The following is a 17,874-nucleotide window of genomic DNA, read 5'->3' on the forward strand; positions in this document are numbered from 1 at the left end:
CGGATCCGCAGGCGTGAGGACTACCACGTCCGAGGGTGGCGGCGGGGGAACGTCGCCACCACCGGGCGGGGTGCCCGTAGCGGTTGCGGAGTTCGTGATCGAACCCGCGTCCACATCGGCCTGTGTGACGGTGTACTTCGCGGTGAAGGTCGCGTTCTCGCCCGGTGCCAGGGTTGCTGACTCGGGATCGAATGCGCCCAGCTCACCGGTACCGGAGAACTCGCCTTCCACGGGCACCACGTCGGTCAACGTGACGTTGCCCGTGTTGGTGACCAGGAAGGAGTAGGTGATGACATCACCAGCGGCCGTGACTTCCTCCACGTCGGAGGACTTCACGATCGACAGACCCGGATCCGGGATCACGGGGATCTCGAATTCCGATGGGGGTGTCTCCGTGGGTGGGCCCGTGGGGGGCGTGCCTTCCGCGATTGCAGCGTTCTGGACGCTTCCGGCGTCGACATCGGCTTGCGTCAACGTGTATTCGGCGGTGAACGCCGCTTCTTCACCTGGTGCCAGGGTTGCAGACTCAGGTGTGATGGGGCCGAGCTCACCGGTTCCTGAGAATTCGGTTTCGACGGGTGCTACGTCTTTCATAGTGACGTTGCCGGTGTTGGTGATCAGGAAGGTGTATGTGATTTCCTGCCCGACAGTGAATGATGCAGCGTCAGAGGGATCGGCACTCTTCACGATCGACAATCCGGGTTCTGGAGTCGCTGGGACTTCCACTTCCGATGGCGGTGTTGGAGGCAGCTCGCTGCCGGGGGGCGGTGTTCCAGTGGCGGTCGCGGTATTCTCACCCCCGCCAGCATCGATATCGGCCTGCGTGACGGTGTATTCCGCTGTGAACGTCGCGCTCTGGTTGGGAAGCAGAGTCGCGGATTCCGGGGTCAAGTCTCCAAGTTCGCCCGTGCCTGAGAATGCTGATTCAACAGGCTGCGCATCTTGGATGGTGACGTTGCCGGTGTTTGTGAGAAGGAATGAGTAAGTGATCACGTCACCGGCTGCGGAAACTTCTTCAACGTCTGAAGTCTTTTCTACAGTCAGGCTGGGCTCTGGGACCACGGGGATTTCGAACTCAGAGGGCGGAGCTTCGGTCGGAGGTCCGTTCGGCGGATTTCCTGACGCAATTGCTGAGTTCTCAACGTTCCCTGCATCAACATCGGCTTGCGTCAGGGTGTAGTCGGCGGTGAAGATCTGTTCTTCGCCCGGCCCGAGGGTGACTGGCCCGGGTGAAAAGTCACTTAAGTCACCTGTTCCCGTGAATTCCCCCTCAACAGGGATCACATCGGTAAGAGTCGTATTCCCTGTATTCGTTACGAGGAATGAGTACTCAATCTCCTGCCCAACGACGTACGAGTCAGGGTCAGAGGGCGTTGCTGACTTCACAACCGAAAGTCCTGGCGAGGCGGGCGCTGGAACGTCCACTTCAGACGGAGGTGACTGGACCGGTGTTCCACCAGGGTCGTTGCCAGTAGCGATTGCGACGTTGTTCAAGGCCCCCGCATCGACATCGGCCTGCGTAGTGGTGTAAGTGGCGGTGAAGGTTTGACTTTCACCTGCGGCAAGATTCGCGGACGCAGGCTCGAAGGCTCCGATGTCACCCGAGCCGGTGAAACTGGTCTCATTGGGGACAACGTCCGTCAAAGGAACATTTCCCGTATTGGTGATTTCAAAAGAGTAGGTTATGGTCTGACCCGCCGCAGTGATTTCCTCTACGTTCGACGTCTTCACAATCTCCAGAGAGGGCACTGGAGCATCTTGAAGCGTGGTGAGGATTGTCCACTCATCTGCAGCAGGAAGAGCACCGTTCCCACCCTTGTTTCCGCGCAATGTAAGAGCGAGAGTAATTTCGGTCAGACCGGTACCGTTCACCTGGATGCTTCCGCACCCGGCGGGTCCATTTGCATTGCCGGAGGTAACGTTACAGACCGTATCGGGGCGTGTCGAAATTGTCTGGAACTTGGTCCCGCTGTTGATTACCTGAAGGTTGGTGGCACCAGGCGCGACTGCCATCGTCGCACCTGCGGGCACGGAGCTAATGCTTCCCGTTGCACCGTAGCGGTCAGTGCCACCGTCTCGTTGTGCCCCAATTCCGGCAATATGAAGTACAGGGTTATCTACGGGCCGGTCGAATTGGATCTTAACGGAGCCCCGATTGACGCACTCAAAGTTCCCTACACCGGTGAAGCACCCGGCGGTCCCAGTCTCGATTTGTGCCGCCGCCGTGCCAGCCGGGATTGCTTCCGAGTACATCCCCGCATTAGATGCTTTCGTGGGAAAGGTAGCGGTGTTGGCAGCTGCCTGAACGGTCTGCCCCGAAAGCGTATAAGTAGCCACGACTGGTTCTGCGCCCGGCTGTGTGAACGTCTGCGAGTAACCGGCCCCCTGCGGTACCACGCCCGCAACACGGGCGGCTTCTGCAGATGGAGGAGCGTAGAGCGGCAGGATTAAAGCTCCGACCACCGCCCCGGTCAGTACTCGACCCAGGTGCCACCTGGGTGACTTTCTTGTTTTTTGTTGAGACAAGCTAAACCCCTTCGCTTGAAAGGCGACGATCGCAGCGTCTCTGGCCGCACAACCGAATAGTTGCTATCTTCGCCTTTTCCCAGAGAGCCTATGGTCAACTCTCGGGAAAGAAAAGGTATCGATATGAAATTAATTCGTAGGACTGTCAAGAAGGGCCTCAGGGATGGTGAGGCTGCCTTCGGTTCGCGCTGCGGGTCAGCGCGCCCCACTGCTTGCTGTGACTCGCGAGTCCCTCAACGATTGTCTCAATTGTAGAGAATATCGGCTGATCAGGTGCACCGGATCAGCCGATGAGCAGAACGTTCCGGCAATAAATAGCAATGGCGGCCGCATACCCGTAGCCGATTCCTGCGACCGCTCGCTTCGAGGAACGAACAGCAGGTTGGAAAAGTGCGCCGACACGAACCAAAGTGACGATCGCTGTGTTCCCTTAAATTGAGGTACGGATCCCATATGAGCTAGACACCGGACCTGTCGAGTCCGACCGCTGTTGCCCACTCGAGAAACAGACGATAGCTGGAATGGCAAGATTCACACCTCTCCAGGTGACCTTCGGTGGACGACCGTACCCGAGTGCTCTGCTTGCCCCATCGCAGCGTTCCGAAGTACCGCACCGCTGTCGCGCAGTCATGAGGTAACGATTCGGTCGGCGCGTGCAACCGCTCCATCCACGCCTTCCGCAGACCTGCTCGCGTGCGCTTCAGCAGGACGGAGGCGGAGCTCGGGGTGAGCCCGAGCCCCGCCGCGACCTCTTGCACCGGGTGCCGTTCGACGTAGACCGCGATGATGATCTCGTGCCAGCGCTCTGGAATGTCCTGCAACGCAACGGTCGCGGCTTTGCGTTCTTCGTCCTCGATCAGGGCATCGGCGTGATCAGAGGCATCGTCTTCAAGCTAGCCAAAATCATCGAGTGAACTGATGCGTCGCGCGGTGTTCCAATGATCGATGGGTGCGGAGTGCACCGTCTTGAACAGGCACGCGCGAAACGACGTTATGGGGCCCCATCCCGATCGGATTGCCTGGAAGATGCGAGTGCAGGCCTCCGCTACCGCGTCTTCGCTCGGGTCCGGGGCCTTGTTTATCGCCCAGGCGCGGGGCAGTGAAAAATACCGATTGCACAGCTCCTTGATTGGCCAGGAGGCACCCTCGCGAGCGATGATGCAGAGATCTTCATCAATCACTTGAAGCTAGCCAAGCCGTAATCGACTGTCTTCGATGTATGTTCTTGGCTTATTGCTTCGAATCCTTCGCGGACGTCGTAAATGATCGTTGCCACCCCCACGCCATGTCGCGCAGCGATGTGATCAGCCCCGTCGCTCATGCGGCTGCAGTATGAGTCTTGCCATGAGGGCCGGTCGCCTTTTTGAGACAAGATCCTGATGAAGGACATGAACGAGAAGATGTTCGTCATTGGCCACGCGAGAAACTGCCCAGTCAGGGAGAGGACTGTGCTCGCTCAAGAACCGTATGAAGTGTTCGGAGAAGTCGGTAAAGGATTCAGTACCATTCACCATTTCAATCGGACGTGACCGGTTGAGAATAGGTGTGATGGCGATTTCCGTACCCATGACAAGTCTCTCCTCAGAATCGAATGTTGTTTGTCGGTACCCCCTGTGGTCGAACCGCCCCTCAGTAGTGACTGAGATTTGAATAGCATTCGTCACAAATTCATTAATGGATGGCGCTGCGACGCAAATGCGTGGGTTTGATCTCCATGTGTGTGATTTCGTTGCTTACCTCACACCGTTCGTAAGTTCTCTCGATGGTCGTCGATGGTCGTCGTCGGGCTCGCTTGAGCTTCGAGTGGCATCGAGTTCTTTGCGACGGTCATCGTAGTATGATTCGGGTCGTCACGACCCACCGGAAACGGTCGTTTTCGGTGCGCAGCTCGGCGACGTCGCCGAGCTGCACGACACGCCGAGACACGACACACCGAAACCCCCCACCGAAACTGAATCGCACCGATACTGAGCGCGTACCGTTTATGGCATGGCCGAAGTATTTGGGTACGCGCGTGTTTCGCGCAAAGAGCAAGATCCGGGCGCGCAGGAAGCCGAGCTGCGCGCGGCCGGCTGCAGTCGTGTGTTCGTCGACCACGGCGAATCGAGCCGCATCGCCGATCGCCCCGAGTGGCGCAAGCTCATCGACGTAGCTGCGCGCCCAGGCGACACGATCAAGGTCCGCAAGCTAGATCGACTTGCCGGCAGTGAGCGTCTGATGATCGAGGTACTGTCCGAGCTGAACGACCGCGGCCTGAACATCGTGAGTCTCACTGAGCCCGCCATCGACACCACTACACCGATGGGGAAGGCGCTCTATGGCATCGTCGTGGTCTTCGCGCAGCTCCGCGTCGACACGATCAGAGAGAACACGCGCCTTGGGTTGGAGCACGCCAGGAGCCAGGGGAGGGTCGGCGGCCGCCCAACCGTGATGACGGCCGAGCGGATCGCGGAGGCGAAGAAGATGCGATCAGAGAACCTGAGCTACGCCAGGATCGGGCGCGTGCTTGGAGTCGGCGCATCGAGCGTCATGCGCGCGCTCTCAAAATAATTATAGCCGCGGCTATATTTAGGGTACGATGGGGGTAGGAGGTGGTGACTATGGCAATCACTGAGGTGCCTGATGCGGCACACGAGGCTCGGAAAGCCAGGTATCGGAGAGAGGTGGCAGACCTTGACTATCGGCGGAGCATTGTCCGTCTGAAACAGGGCGGGTTGACCCAGAAGTCGATTGCGGCGATGGTGGGTGTCGCGCAGCCGACTGTGCAGAAGCTCTTGGCTCGCGCTGCTACGGTCAAGATGCCGGCCGAAGGGTTTGCGGGCGCAGATCCTTATGAGATTTGCGAGCGGTACGCGGCAGGTTTGATTGACCGAGCGCAGCTCATGGATGAGCTGACGCGCTGGGAGTATGCACCGCCGGCTCGAACCAATGATTACTTTGACGATTTGTTGTTCGATGCGCCTGGGTCGACGGATGATCTAGAGCGGGCTCGGCGGCGTGGGCTGATTGATGAGGACACGTTCTACGAGGTTCTTGATCGCATCGAGCCGCGGATGACGGCCGAGTGACCCCTGAGGAGCAGCGGAGACACATCGATTTCATCCGCGAGCTGTCGAAGCCAGGGGGTGTGCTCGATAAGAAAGGGCCGCATGCCACGGTCAATAATCCGCAGTGGTTCTACCCCGGTGGTAAGAGACCGCGGCGCGACCGTGCAGCGCTGCACGCCAAGCTCAAACGAGAGGTTCGAAACGCGTTCCCGAATGCTGTGCAGGGTGGCCAGGCACTCGTGTTGGCAGGCCCGCCTGGTGCAGGTAAAGGGACTGTTAAAGACACTGCTTTGAAGAAAGACGTTGACCTGTATGTGAACGTTGATGCGGACGAGTTTAAGAAGCTGTTGCTGCGCGAAGCAATCGCTGACGGCAGCTTAGAGAGTCACATTAAGCCGGTCGAGGTGCACGAGTTGGAAGCACAGGGGGAACCGTTCTATCCGCTCGAACTAGCGTCACTCGTGCACGAAGAATCATCGATACTGGCAACCGCCCTGCGTGACGAACTGATCGACGAAGGAACCAACGTCATTGTTGACACGGTGCTGAGCGATCCGGGTAAGGCTGTGGATCTAGGGCGGCAGCTCTCAGAGGCCGGCTATGAGGTTTCAGTTGTCGATGTTGAGGTTCCGTTCGAAGTATCAGAAGACCGCATCGTGGAACGTTGGCAAAAGGGGATGCGAGAGTTCGAGTCGGGCAAGATAGAAGCGCTCGGTGGGCGATGGGTGCCGAGTGCATACACGCGCCCGCTGTTCGATACAGAACATGGTCGCTCGAAGTCTCAGGATGCCGCCCAGGTGCTCGCTGAATCGTGTTCACGAGTGAGGCGATACGAGAGGCACTACACCAGTGTTGAGGAACATCGAGCAGCAACGAGCGAGGGCAGGTATGCCGTGCCCGTCTGTGAAGCCGCGATGGTTCGATCTAAACCTGGCGGGAAGCTCGAAGCAGAGCAGTCGGTGAGCCGACTATCCGCGGCCAGTTTCAGTACCGATAGATCCGCACCGCGTAGCGCAGGTGCACAAGCACAGCGGCCTGTTCCGCGTTCTGAACGAGCACCAGAGAACGGCATCGAACGATGACCAACCGTTCTTTTCTCTTCCCCTGATAAAAGCCGCTCCGAACAAGATAGCCACCTGTCAAGGGTGCGGCGCAGCCGCATCACGGAGTGACGCGAAGCGCCCTTGACAGGTGGCTATCTTGTGCCAGTATCTCGGGCTCAGGGGGAGGGGAAAGCCCCTGCCGGAAGTGACGAGCTAGACGCCCGTCGGCTGCGGCGTTGCAGCATCTTCGGAGAGCTTGAAATTAGATTCGAGACCCGAAGCAGTCGTCGATACAGCAGGGGTACGAGTCGGAGTCTGAGCCGTGTTCTTACGCGGTGCCCGCTTGCGCGTGCGAGCCTTCTTATCGGGCTCTGCAAACCCGATCTTGCGCAGCTCATCTGCGCTCCAACCGGCACTGACGGCCGCATTATACGCCTTCACATCATCGCGCTCAGCGGACGTCACGCGCTCGCTGATTCGTGCTTGCAGCTCTGCCAGCTCACGAGCGCCATCCTCGCGGATCGTATCGAGTTCGTTCCGCGCCTCAGCGAGCACACGGATTGCGTCGATGCGATCCTCCTGAGCACGTCGAGCACGGTCCATTGCTTCTTCAATTGAGAGTTCCTTAGCCATGTCTTCATCCTACGGATGAAGACTGCTCGCGTCGACGTATGTCGACATGATGCGAGCACGCCGCGGCGAAGCCGCGATCGCCCACGGCTGCCACCGTGAGCGATCCTAAGCGGTGCCCCAGACGGAGCAAGCTATAAGATCAGGTGCCCTGATCTAGGCTTGACCCTCGACTTACGTTCGAGGATGCGGCACACTGGAAGTGTGGTCACCGCGGTTGCGGTGTCGCTGCGCTGGGCCGGGAGGAGGTGTTTGGGTGTCTACTGAGGACAGCAAGAGTTGGAAGCCCGAACGCTCCCAGACTCGTCGTAAGCGTGTCGAGGGTGGCCGGATTGCTCGGCATGTTGTGCGAGTCACCCCGGAGGAAAAGGGTCAGCTTCTGGCGCTCGCGTTGCAGTACAAGGTGACCGTTCCAAAGCTGCTGGTTGACTCGGCATTGGCTGGGGGAGCGGCTGCGGCTGCGGCGAATGAGTCGGTGCGTCACGAGGTCATTGCGCAGATGTTCGCGACGCATCGTTTACTTGCGGGTCTGGCGAACAACGTGAACCAGATGGCGAAGGCCACGAACGCGACGGGCTCGGTGCAGGCGGAGATGGTGGCGACGCTCGCGAAGGTACGCGAGGTTGCCGATCACATTGACCGATTCGTGGATGAGCTGAGCGAGGCATCGTCATGATGCCGAACATCACGCGCGGCGATCGCATGGCCGGTCTCATGACGTATCTTGTCGGAGCGGGACGTGCCAACGAGCACACTGAGCCTCACCTTGTTGCGGGGGATTCCGCGATGATGGCTTGGCATGATGATGCCGAGTTGGGCCGCGATTCTGCACTGGCGATCGCGCGTCACTTGGACCGCCCACGTAAGGCTTTCGATGTTGACGTGAAGGGCGGTCACGTCTGGCATTGCTCACTGTCATTGCGTGCCGAAGAGGGCACGCTTACCGATGAGCAGTGGAATGCCATCGCTAACGACTTTGTGCGGGAGATGGGTTTCGACGATCACGAGGGAACCAAGGCACCATGCCGTTGGGTTGCCGTGCGTCATGGTGTCTCGAAGAACGGGAACGATCACATTCACATTGCCGTGAATCTCGTGCGTGAGGATGGGACCAAGGCTCCCATTCACATGGATTACAAGCGGGCACAGACCGTAGCGCGTGCGCTCGAAGTTGCGCACGGTTTGGAGTCGCTGGAATCGGTGCAGGCTGATCGCGCGACCCGTGGGTATGACCCCGCTGAACGCGAGGCACAAGCACGCTGGCGCGCACGCTCAAAGTACGAACGGAACCGCCAATCTGCCGGTACTGATACCCCTGAGTGGGCGAAGCTTGACGGCGCTCAGCGGCAGGTATTGATCGGTGCAGAGATGCGCGCAGATCAACCGCGATATTTGCTCAGCTTGAAGGTGCGCGGCTGTGCGGAAGCCAGCGCTGATGAGGGCGAGTTCGTACGCCGAATGCGGCGTGAAGGGCTCATCGTTCGACCCCGCTACGCAGACGGCCGCACGGACGTCATCACGGGGTACTCGGTCGCTGAACGTCCGACTGCAGGCGAGCGGCCTATCTGGTACGGCGGCGGCAATCTCGGCCGCGACCTGACACTTCCACGGCTGCGTGACGGGTGGCCGGACACCCCGACTGGTGCCACTACTGCGGCAGCGGAATGGAACGCCGCGAAGCGGGGCCGGCGCGTAGTCGCACCGGGCCGGGAGACGCAAGATCCCAACCCTGAACAGTGGACACGCAGCAGTGAAGAGCTGACCGCTCTCGTTGACCGACTGCGATCTGTGCCGATCGAGGATCGGAGCACATGGGCGACCGTCGCGAGGCAGACAGCCGGCGCGCTGGCTGCATGGTCGAACGCGACCGAGGAGACGCCAGGCGACCTCGCTGCGGCATCGGAGGCGCTGTCACGATCCGCTCAGACGTACCAGCGCACCGTGCGCCCACAGCAGGCCGGCACGGTAGCCATATCGGGTGCAGCAATGCTACTTGCAAGCGCAGCGCGTGGCGGGCAAGGTGCGGTCGCGCAGGCGGCGATGATTCGGTCATTGCTGACCCTCACTCAGGCGGTGTACGCGGCATCCGTCGCGGCGTCGCAGGAGCGCCAGGCTCGATTGCTTGCGGAGGATACGCGCGCTCGCCTGAGCCGCGTTCGTGCGGCGCTGCCGGCTCCCATGAAGGGCACCGATGCGGCGGCGCAGCAGCAGACGGCCACGGCGACAACCGAGCGTGCACCGCTCGATGCTGAGACGCAAGCGGTACTTGACCGTGTGCGCGCGAGCCAGGCGCGACCGGCTACCGAAATCGGGTCGCCGGTACCGACCCGAGTACGCCCGAACGAGCGACCCAAGACTACTCAGCCGAGGCTCCCGGGCCGCGACGGCATCGAGCGATAGAACACAACGAGAGGAGATCCCATCATGGCTGAAAGCGACGGCATCGAAGAGGCAATGGAGGGGCAGCTACGCATCCTTGTAACAGCAGCCTCGCAGGTTGGCCAGATGATGACGCGCCTACGCGAGGAGGCACTGCGCCGTGCACGTGAGCACAGCATCCAGGAGCACCGCGAGCTGCAATCCCGCCTCGATGCGGAACGTGCAGCGGCACGCGCAGAGCTAAGCAACGTGCATCAGCCGGACTGGTGGGATCGAGCAACCCCGGAACAGATTGGCCATTCCTACCAGGTTGCTCGGGGCTGGGCCGGCGAGGACCAGGAAGCAGCTCGCGCCGAGCAGCGCATGCGTGACGAACTGCAAAGCCGCTACGCGATCGACGTCAACAACACAGGCGCAGATCCCAGCTCGGTACAGCAGATGGTGCGCCTACAGATGGAACGCGCAGAACGCGACCTCGCAAGCGCTGCTGAGGAGCGACACCGTGCGGCCACTGAGGAGGCCGAAGCAGCACGGCTGATGGCCGATGCGAACCAGGCTGAGCAGGCGGCCGAGAACGCGCGTGCGATCGCATCAGAACCGGGCCACGACAGCGAAGCATTCATCGCCGACGCCGAGCTACGCGAACGAGAGGCTTCCCGGTATCGGGAGGACTCCCAGAACACCTACGACAGCTCGCAACGCCGCGATGCTACGGCTGCAAGCTTGGAGCGGCAGGGAATCAGCGAACAGGCGATCGGAGCGCGCATGCGCTCCGACGTCAGCAACGCGAAGCCGGCTACTGAGGCGGCCCGCAACGGGGCAGCGAAGAAGACGAGCGCGAAGGCTCGACCCTCACGTGGCCGCGGCGCTCAGGTGCAGCGTGCCGGCCTCGAACGGTAGCCAACTACAACGACGGAGGGCCGCACCCAATCGGGTGCGGCCCTCCGTCGTTTGTGGTGGCGATCGCTTAGCCGGCGTCGTTGAGCTCAACGGGTTCGTCAGGCAGCCGCACGTCGCGGAACAACCCCTCTGGCGGTGCGGTGTACGGCAGCGGATCACCCTTGCGCGACTGGTTGGCTTCGTTGTTCGCGTCGGCGGCCGCGAACGGTCCGTCAGGGTCCATAAGCACGGCCATGTGGTGGTCGGCGTGATCCCGCCACCACACACTCATGCCCGTGCTCGCGTCCTGGCGCAACTCCTCCCAGGACCGCCACAGAGCTTCGAGGCGGATCACCGCTTCGTCATAGTTCCACCAGTCGGCCGCCCACACGCGAGCGCGGCCGTTGATCGGCCGACGGTACGCGAGACGTAGGTACTCGCGGAAGAACTCGTCGACAGAACCGTAGTACAACGGTTGATCATCGGACTCGGGAGGCGCAGGTGTGACGAGCGCAGCTCGCAGATTTTCCGCGGCATCATTTAAAGCAGCGCGGGCATCCGCAACAGCAGCCTGCGCCTTACCCACGGCCTTTTCAGCGCGCCGCTGGGCCCGCTTTCGTTTAGCAACATCACGAGTGGCCGCGGCACGTTGCCACGGAAGTTTGCCATCGTCAGCTTCGTAGTCAGCGGCCTTGACCTCGGCGACACCGACTTCATCTTCGGCATCGGCAAGCGCGTCCTCTGCCGCGCTGAGCTTGTCCTCAGCAACATTGAACAAGTGCTGAGCCTCTGCCACGGCAGTTTCAGCTATGAGGACCGCGGCGGCATCCGGCACGAAACCCGAATCGCTGGACTGGGAACCGTTCCCGTTGCTTGGCGCGCCAGCATAGAATTCTTCATTCTGCGACGGCGATTCACCCCAGCTCTCATCATCGCCCCAGTTGCTCATCGGGTCGCCTCCGCTGCGGCCACGGCCGCCAACTCCTGATCCGCTTGCTGCATCGTGTACTCGGCTTGCGGGTCATTCGCTGCCAGAGACGCGCGTACAGCGGCATCGTGCGGGCCACCCATCCACGGCACCGTGCGAATCAGCGTCGGCCGTGAGCCCGACGCGAGCACCACGGCGCGCCCCTTCGGAAGCGCCGAGAGCGCGTCGACGTCGAGGATGCGTTCGCGATGGAGCTGCGTGGAGACGGTGCGCTGACCGCGCGACGTCGACGAGGACGAGGAGAGACGATCGTAATCACCGATCAGCTCGGCAAGCTCTTTCAGGAACCCAACCTCGGCGACACCACCGCCGTACACCTTCACGTTCGAGGCCGACCACAGCTTCTTGATGCCGGCCTCGCCCCAGACCTCTGCGCCCTGTGACCAGGACTGCAGAACGGTATCGAGCACGATTCCGCGTGAGCCGTAGTGCGAGTAGAGGTTCGGAAGATCCCGCCACCGGCATACGTTCGCTGCCTCATCGAGCACGCCCACGAGGGGCATTTCCAGGCGACCGCCCCTCGAGCGAGCTGCCAGCTCCTCGGCGGCCTCGACCACCGCAACAGTGAGCGCGGTCACGAGCGGGCCGGCGGTGCCGCGCCCCTCACGAGAGAGGGAGTAGAGCGTGCCACCGTCAGCCTTCACAAACTCCTCGGGGCTGAACTGCGGGCGCTTATCGTCGTCGCCCAACGGGTTCACCCACTGGGCGACCTGGCGATTCGTCAAGCAGGAGACCATCTGCTGCGCAGACCCGTACACGCCGCCACGCTGCTTCTCGGGAGCTGTGATGACGCCGGCCACCTGATCGGCGATGAGCCGCTGCCCGTGCTCGCGCAGAATCTCCACCGGCTCTTCCTCGGTCGGACGGGTGATCCACGTAAACACTTGCGTGATCGGTCGACCGCCGAGCGCCGCGGCGAGGAGGAGTCCAGCAAGCAGATCTTGCGCCGCGGTGTCGAAGTACGCATCGGCTTTCGCGCCGGGGTCACGTGAGCCGGCGGCGAAGTGATCGGCGAGCTTTGCCGCCTTCACTTCGTCAGTGACGTATGTAAGCGGGTTCCACCACCACGACGGAGGCTCATTCGCGACCGACTGCGGATCAAACACCCAAACCGGGCCACGCTCTGCGCGCGGCCCGCGGGTGTGATCCACAATGTCTCGCTTGTTCGACGTCGTAAGCACCGAACCAGGAGCGTCGAGGATACACGGCACGACCATCGAGGTGGTCTTTCCGGTACGGGGGCCGGCAATAGTGATCCGCATGTCTTCCCATGAGCTGAGGAGCTGCTGCCGCGTCGCGACCGTCAACCCAATCGGGAGGCCAGGTGCCGCGGTGACGCCCAGCCGTTCCGCTTTCGCGGTGACGGCTTTACGGCTCAGATCCTCAATGTCTCGGCCGCGCCCCATGTAGGCGGCTTGCCGATCAACGCGAGTACGTCGCTTGGCGCTGCGTGCCCGCCATACGAGCACCAGAGTGCCGAGCGTGACCACCACGGCGACGAGGCCGCCGAGCACCCACCAGCCTGCCGCACCCGGCCACTCGTACTTGCCACCGAACAGGCCGAACACCACCCCGAACGGGTCGGCGGGCACCTCCACGCCCGTACCGGCGAGGCGGTGCCCGAGGTGCATCGCAGCGTAGAGAGCTGCGACGACCACGGCCAGGCCGAAGATCGCGACCAGGCCCAGGACCGCTTCTGAGCTGAGGCCGCCGGGATCACGTCTGCGGTTGTTGTTCGGGCTGCTCATGCGTTGACCTCCTCTAGGATCGTTGCCTCTTCGTGCGCGCGCCGGCCGACGCGCGACTGCGCCGCCCACCGCTTGTTTGTGTCGTTGATGGCTCGCTCCGCCTCGGTCAGCTTCACCGCCAACGGGATACCGGGGCGGCCGCCGACCTTCACGAGGAACCGGCCACGGCCGGGAGGCTCGCTCTCACGGCCCGTAGCGGAGTCCCAGGAGGGAGGGGCAGACCATCCGGTGAGGAGGCGCTGTTCAGCGCGTGAGAACGGCACAGCGGCCGTCAGGAGCGGCATTTCAGCCTGTGGGAGGCCGCCACAGATGAGCATGCCGGCGCGCTCGACGAAACCACGGGCTTTCGCGCGATCTTCCTCGGGGAGCCCTTCAAGATCGTGCATTGTGTGCGTAATCATCGCCTGCCCGACACCGAACTGACGGTTCAGGCGCGTCAGCGCGTCGATACGGTCCCGGCAAACTTCCGGCTTACCAGATCGCCGGCCACTGGCTGATCCTCCGTGACGCGCTCAAAGAGCAGATGCGACAGGGAGCCTCGATCGGTCAGGTGGACGAAGAAGAGGAACCTCAAGAGTAGGAGACAGTATGCGGCGGAGTTTTCTTGCGACGGCTCTGATGCTTAGCGCCGTTCTCGTGACAGGATGCGCGGGCGATCCAGACCCCGTTAATACCGCTCCGTCGCCGAGTGCAGACGCGCACGCACACGAGCATTTCGAGGACGATTACGGTCCGATTCCCTCCCCTTCATGGGGGGACTCGGACCGTGCCGCTGCGATCGCAGCGGCAGAAGCTGCGATGCGCGCGTTTGCGCGGCCCACCATCACCCAAGACGAATGGTGGGGAGATATAGAGCCGCTGCTGAACCAGCAGGCTAGTCTCGACTACGCGTACGTGCAGCCTCAGTCCATTCCGGCAACCAAGGTGACCGGGCCTGGCACCATCACCGATGACGAAAGCGCTCTAGTCGTGTTCGTTGACGTGCCCACGGATGCCGGTACGTACAACATCATTTTGAACCGCGACGGCGCAGGGGAACCGTGGCTCATCGCCCGGTTTGTTCCCCCGGAGTCAGCGGGGAACTGATGGCCAGCGACAGTCAGAAGAAGCTCGGCCCCATCGCGATTCTCACGGTGCCACTGTTCATCGTGGCACTCGTGTTCACCGTCGTGTTGACGGGCAGCACCGCGAACTGCGGTCCATCGGGATCAGGCAGTAGCGTGTCCGTCGACCCGGACAGCGTGCCTGACATCAACATCGGCGGTTACGGTCACGCACAACTCGTCAACGCCGCCCACATCATCACAGCCGGCAAAGACCTCGGGCTGAACGCCCGAGACCAGACCATCGGAGTGATGACCGCTATGGGCGAGTCGAGCCTCACCAACATTGACTATGGCGACTGGGAAACTGGCGGGGTCACTAACCCCGACGGTTCCGCAACTAGCTCAATAGGGCTCTTCCAGCAGCAAGATGGATGGGGGACGGCCGCGGAACGGATGGACCCCTACAAGAGCGCCACCATGTTCTTTGAAGCAATGCTTAGGAACGTGCCCGAAGCAGAGCGTGAGAGCCTCGCGCCGACGATCGTTGCGCACCGTACCCAGATCAATGCGGACCCGTACCACTATGAAAAGTACTGGGATACGGCCGTTCAGATCGTCGAGGAGCTGTCCGGAAAGACCACTCAGCTCGGCGCTGGTGGCGCAACCTGCAAGGACGACACCACGCCAGGGCACGTCGGCAAGGACGGCTGGGCAAGCCCCGGAGACGGGCCGATCAACGACCGATACGGACCCCGCGCCGCAATCCCCGGAGTCATTGGCGCAGGGTTCCACACTGGCCTCGATCTTGAAGCAGGTGGCTGCTACGGCCCCATCTGGGCCGCCCACGACGGCACCGTGAGTAACGTCTTCATTGACTCTCTCGGTAACTGGTTCCTCGTCGTCGACCACGGCGGAGGCGTCATCACGCACTACGTCCACATGTACGCCGATGGGCTGATCGCGAAGACCGGCGACAAGGTAAAAGCCGGCGAACAGATCGCCCGCACCGGATCGAGCGGCGCAAGCTCCGGCTGCCACCTCCACTTCGAGGTGCAGATCGACGGCGAATTCACCGACCCCGAACCATTCCTCGCCGAACGCGGAATCACTTACTAGGAGAAGGAGCGACACCATGAGCACAGACACCACGGCCGCATGGCCCCGCGTCGCTGCCGTCATCAAAGACGACGGCAGCGGAGAGGTCAACATCAGCGGGAAAACTCACCCGGTACAGGCCAAAGACCTCCCCGGAGCTCGAGCTGCAGTCGTCGAGCTCGTCGCTGAAACAGCCGACAAGCTCGGCCGCAGCGTCCGCGCCACGATGACTGACCCCGACGGCGATTGGCCCCTCATTATCGCCGCAGACGGCACCGTCGAAGCCGACGACAGCGCACCCGCGCGGCCGCGTGAGCGCGACGCCGAGCACGACGCCGAGCACGACGAAGCGCCGCTGGCCGAAGAGCCCGCGATCGCCACAGACACTCCGGCGGCCGCCGCCACCGTCGCGCCGTCTCCCGGCCATGCCGAAGCGCCGGCAATCGCCACGGCGACGCCGACCACCAGGCGCGAGGCCCGACAGTCGTTCCTCACCCAGGAGCAGACCGAGGAACCAGCGACTCGCGGATGGCGCGGTGCGCTCTCCCGGGTCGGGCTCCGAATGAGCCCAAGCGACGCCGAGCGCGCCGAGCGCGCCGACGTCCACGAGGTAAGCCAGCACTGGCCCGGACCCCGCACAATCGCCATCGTCAACGGCAAGGGCGGAGCATCGAAGACGCCAACAACGGTCCTCCTCGCAGCGGTGTTCGCTCGCTACGGCGGTGCCGGTGTTCTCACGTGGGACAACAACCAGACAAGGGGCACACTCGGATGGCGGACCGAGCAGGGGCCGCACGAGGCCACGTTGCTTGACCTACTCCCCCAGACCGACCGACTGCTGAGCACGGGTGCGCAGTCGGCCGACCTCGCCCATTTCGTGCACCACCAGACGCGCGACCGCTACGACGTGCTGCGCTCCAAGCCGATGGAGCTAGCGAGCGCGCAGCGCGTCGACGCCGCCGACGTCGACGCCATCCACCAGGTGGCCAGCAAGTATTACCGGCTAATCTTCATCGACAGCGGCAACGATGAGTCCGACCCGATGTGGCGGCGCATGATCGACCACACCGACCAGCTCGTGGTCGCAACTACGACTCGCGACGATCACACAGAGGCCGGCGCGCTTCTCCTCGAAGCCCTCGCCGAGCGCGACGAGCGCACCGCGCAGCTCGCCGAAAATGCCGTTGTCGTCGTGAACCAGGCCGACCCCAAAGCCAACAACGCCGCCCGTGTCGCAGCCGCCTACCGCACGTTCGCACGCGACGCCATCACGATCCCCCACGACCCGGCAATGGTCGATGGGGTGCTGCGCTACGGCTCCCTCCGACCCGCGACACAGCGTGCCTGGCTCGCCGCCGGAGCCGCCGTCGCACGCGGACTATGACCACCCCCGATAAGACCCACCGGGTAGCGGACTGGCCGCGCATCAGCGCGACCGTCCGCCCCGATGGGTCAGGTGTGCTCACCATCAACAAAACCGACCGGCTCTGCCACGCTGCCAGCGTCGACGCACTGCGCACCGGCATGATCGCCCGCTGCGCAGTGATCGCGCAGCAGCTCCGCCGCCCCGTACGGTTCGAGGTCACCGACGACACCCAGACATGGCAGCTCGCCATCCGGCCCGAGGGCTACGTGCAGCTCATCGACGACGCCGGCAAGATCCCGCCCGCAGACGGGCTCACCGTCCATACCGGCCCCTGCCGCATCTGCCGGCACACCCAGCCCATCACCGCGGCAAAGTGCGAGCAGTGCGGCATCGCCGGCCCGCATCGCGTCGACGTGCAGGTAGTCGGCCCGCCCGCCGAGCACGTTATCGAGCAGACGCCGCCCACGGGCACGCCAGCGCCGGCTACCCGGCCGACGCTGCGCCTCTTCCTCAGCACGGCCCACGAACCCGTCGACGTCGACAGCGCCGCGATCGGTCGACGGCCCGAACCCGTCGACGGCCGCCGGCCTATCGCCGTACACAGCCCCGGCCGCATGCTCTCCCGCACCCACGCACTCGTCGACGTCGACAACGCAGGCCAGATCCTCGTCACCGACCACCACAGCGGCAACGGCGTACAGACCGCCACCGAGCCCCCCATGATCTTCCAGCCCGGACGCCCCTACGTCGTGCAACCAGGAACCACGCTCGTGCTCGGCGACGTCACATGCCGAATCGAACTCAGGTGAACCGTTGATTTCAGCAACACGAACGGCGCGTTCTACCGAAATTGTGTTCATGCACCATAAGATGGGGGCATGTCGACTATCCAACGAGCACCCTGGGGCGAACGCACCGACCCCAAGCGCGTGAGCTGGATGATCGAGGGAGCGTACAAGGAGCGCTTCGAAAAGCTCGCGGAACACGCAGGTGTATCCGCAGCCGTTTTCCTAGAGCGAGTAATCGAGCACTTGGAAGACGAACTCACAGACCGCGGACTGCCGAATTGGTGGCCGCAACCAGAACTGAAAGACGGGGAGTTGCCTATCGACACCGCGTAAATGAGT

The 17,874-nt window shown here is 62.6% G+C and carries 16 protein-coding genes and 1 pseudogene; 11 read left to right on the forward strand and 6 right to left on the reverse strand.

Going from position 1 to position 17,874, the window contains the following annotated elements:
• Both B4915_RS14315 and B4915_RS14325 read right to left on the reverse strand, forming a co-directional pair.
• The coding region (locus tag B4915_RS14315; protein ID WP_219845064.1) for a DUF7507 domain-containing protein at positions 1 to 2,031 on the reverse strand (2,031 nt) is incomplete at its 3' end.
• A gap of 1,672 nt (positions 2,032 to 3,703) precedes the next feature.
• Positions 3,704 to 3,937, reverse strand: coding sequence for a hypothetical protein (locus B4915_RS14325; RefSeq protein WP_146119986.1), 234 nt, complete (start codon positions 3,935 to 3,937; stop codon positions 3,704 to 3,706).
• A gap of 578 nt (positions 3,938 to 4,515) precedes the next feature.
• Between B4915_RS14325 and B4915_RS00875 the strand changes: the two genes are divergently transcribed.
• The 3 genes from B4915_RS00875 to B4915_RS00885 all read left to right on the forward strand — a co-directional run bounded on the left by B4915_RS00875 (position 4,516) and on the right by B4915_RS00885 (position 6,655).
• On the forward strand, positions 4,516 to 5,076 hold the full coding sequence (locus tag B4915_RS00875; protein WP_105803976.1) for a recombinase family protein: 561 nt from the start codon (positions 4,516 to 4,518) through the stop codon (positions 5,074 to 5,076).
• 113 nt (positions 5,077 to 5,189) lie between these two features.
• The gene (locus B4915_RS00880; RefSeq protein WP_146119987.1) at positions 5,190 to 5,594 is read left to right on the forward strand and encodes a hypothetical protein; all 405 of its coding nucleotides are present in this window, start codon (positions 5,190 to 5,192) and stop codon (positions 5,592 to 5,594) included.
• Positions 5,591 to 6,655, forward strand: a complete 1,065-nt coding sequence (locus tag B4915_RS00885; protein ID WP_105803978.1) for a zeta toxin family protein — start codon at positions 5,591 to 5,593, stop codon at positions 6,653 to 6,655. The genes B4915_RS00880 and B4915_RS00885 overlap by 4 nt, the downstream gene beginning before the upstream one ends.
• Before the next feature lie 174 nt (positions 6,656 to 6,829).
• On the opposite strand, the gene B4915_RS00890 is transcribed toward B4915_RS00885, so the two are convergent.
• Positions 6,830 to 7,249: a hypothetical protein gene (locus tag B4915_RS00890; RefSeq protein ID WP_181158412.1), complete on the reverse strand. Its 420-nt coding sequence runs from the start codon at positions 7,247 to 7,249 to the stop codon at positions 6,830 to 6,832.
• Between the two features lie 253 nt (positions 7,250 to 7,502).
• Between B4915_RS00890 and B4915_RS00895 the strand changes: the two genes are divergently transcribed.
• The 3 genes from B4915_RS00895 to B4915_RS00905 are packed head-to-tail and all read left to right on the forward strand — an operon-like array spanning position 7,503 to position 10,525.
• Positions 7,503 to 7,922 (forward strand): MobC family plasmid mobilization relaxosome protein, encoded by a 420-nt coding sequence (locus tag B4915_RS00895; protein WP_105803979.1) that lies wholly within the window; start codon positions 7,503 to 7,505, stop codon positions 7,920 to 7,922.
• Positions 7,919 to 9,646, forward strand: a complete 1,728-nt coding sequence (locus B4915_RS00900) for a relaxase/mobilization nuclease domain-containing protein (protein ID WP_105803980.1) — start codon at positions 7,919 to 7,921, stop codon at positions 9,644 to 9,646. Before B4915_RS00895 ends, B4915_RS00900 begins: the two co-directional genes overlap by 4 nt.
• Before the next feature lie 24 nt (positions 9,647 to 9,670).
• Positions 9,671 to 10,525 (forward strand): hypothetical protein, encoded by an 855-nt coding sequence (locus B4915_RS00905; protein WP_245907276.1) that lies wholly within the window; start codon positions 9,671 to 9,673, stop codon positions 10,523 to 10,525.
• A gap of 67 nt (positions 10,526 to 10,592) precedes the next feature.
• Here B4915_RS00905 and B4915_RS14815 read toward each other — a convergent pair whose 3' ends face one another.
• From B4915_RS14815 to B4915_RS00925, 3 genes and pseudogenes are all read right to left on the reverse strand, one after another.
• Positions 10,593 to 11,453 (reverse strand): DUF4913 domain-containing protein, encoded by an 861-nt coding sequence (locus B4915_RS14815; RefSeq protein WP_245907277.1) that lies wholly within the window; start codon positions 11,451 to 11,453, stop codon positions 10,593 to 10,595.
• Positions 11,450 to 13,240, reverse strand: a complete 1,791-nt coding sequence (locus tag B4915_RS00920) for a type IV secretory system conjugative DNA transfer family protein (RefSeq protein ID WP_105803983.1) — start codon at positions 13,238 to 13,240, stop codon at positions 11,450 to 11,452. The genes B4915_RS14815 and B4915_RS00920 overlap by 4 nt, the downstream gene beginning before the upstream one ends.
• A pseudogene (locus B4915_RS00925) lies at positions 13,237 to 13,722 on the reverse strand (ATP/GTP-binding protein); the annotation flags it as partial. The pseudogene B4915_RS00925 and the gene B4915_RS00920, both read right to left, overlap by 4 nt.
• Before the next feature lie 316 nt (positions 13,723 to 14,038).
• Between B4915_RS00925 and B4915_RS00930 the strand changes: the two are divergent.
• The 5 genes from B4915_RS00930 (at position 14,039) to B4915_RS00950 (ending at position 17,868) form a co-directional block, all read left to right on the forward strand.
• Positions 14,039 to 14,326, forward strand: a complete 288-nt coding sequence (locus B4915_RS00930) for a hypothetical protein (protein ID WP_105803984.1) — start codon at positions 14,039 to 14,041, stop codon at positions 14,324 to 14,326.
• On the forward strand, positions 14,326 to 15,402 hold the full coding sequence (locus B4915_RS00935; protein WP_105803985.1) for a M23 family metallopeptidase: 1,077 nt from the start codon (positions 14,326 to 14,328) through the stop codon (positions 15,400 to 15,402). Before B4915_RS00930 ends, B4915_RS00935 begins: the two co-directional genes overlap by 1 nt.
• Before the next feature lie 16 nt (positions 15,403 to 15,418).
• Positions 15,419 to 16,765 carry an AAA family ATPase gene (locus tag B4915_RS00940; RefSeq protein ID WP_105803986.1) on the forward strand — a complete coding sequence of 449 codons (1,347 nt, stop codon included), beginning with the start codon at positions 15,419 to 15,421 and terminating at the stop codon, positions 16,763 to 16,765.
• Positions 16,762 to 17,556, forward strand: a complete 795-nt coding sequence (locus B4915_RS00945; protein WP_146119988.1) for an FHA domain-containing protein — start codon at positions 16,762 to 16,764, stop codon at positions 17,554 to 17,556. Before B4915_RS00940 ends, B4915_RS00945 begins: the two co-directional genes overlap by 4 nt.
• 69 nt (positions 17,557 to 17,625) lie before the next feature.
• A complete protein-coding gene (locus B4915_RS00950) occupies positions 17,626 to 17,868 on the forward strand; it encodes a hypothetical protein (protein WP_245907278.1) in 243 nt (80 codons plus the stop codon).
• Positions 17,869 to 17,874: the final 6 nt, after the last annotated feature.

Origin of the sequence: Leucobacter massiliensis (assembly GCF_002982315.1) — a bacterium.
GTDB lineage: Bacteria > Actinomycetota > Actinomycetes > Actinomycetales > Microbacteriaceae > Leucobacter > Leucobacter massiliensis.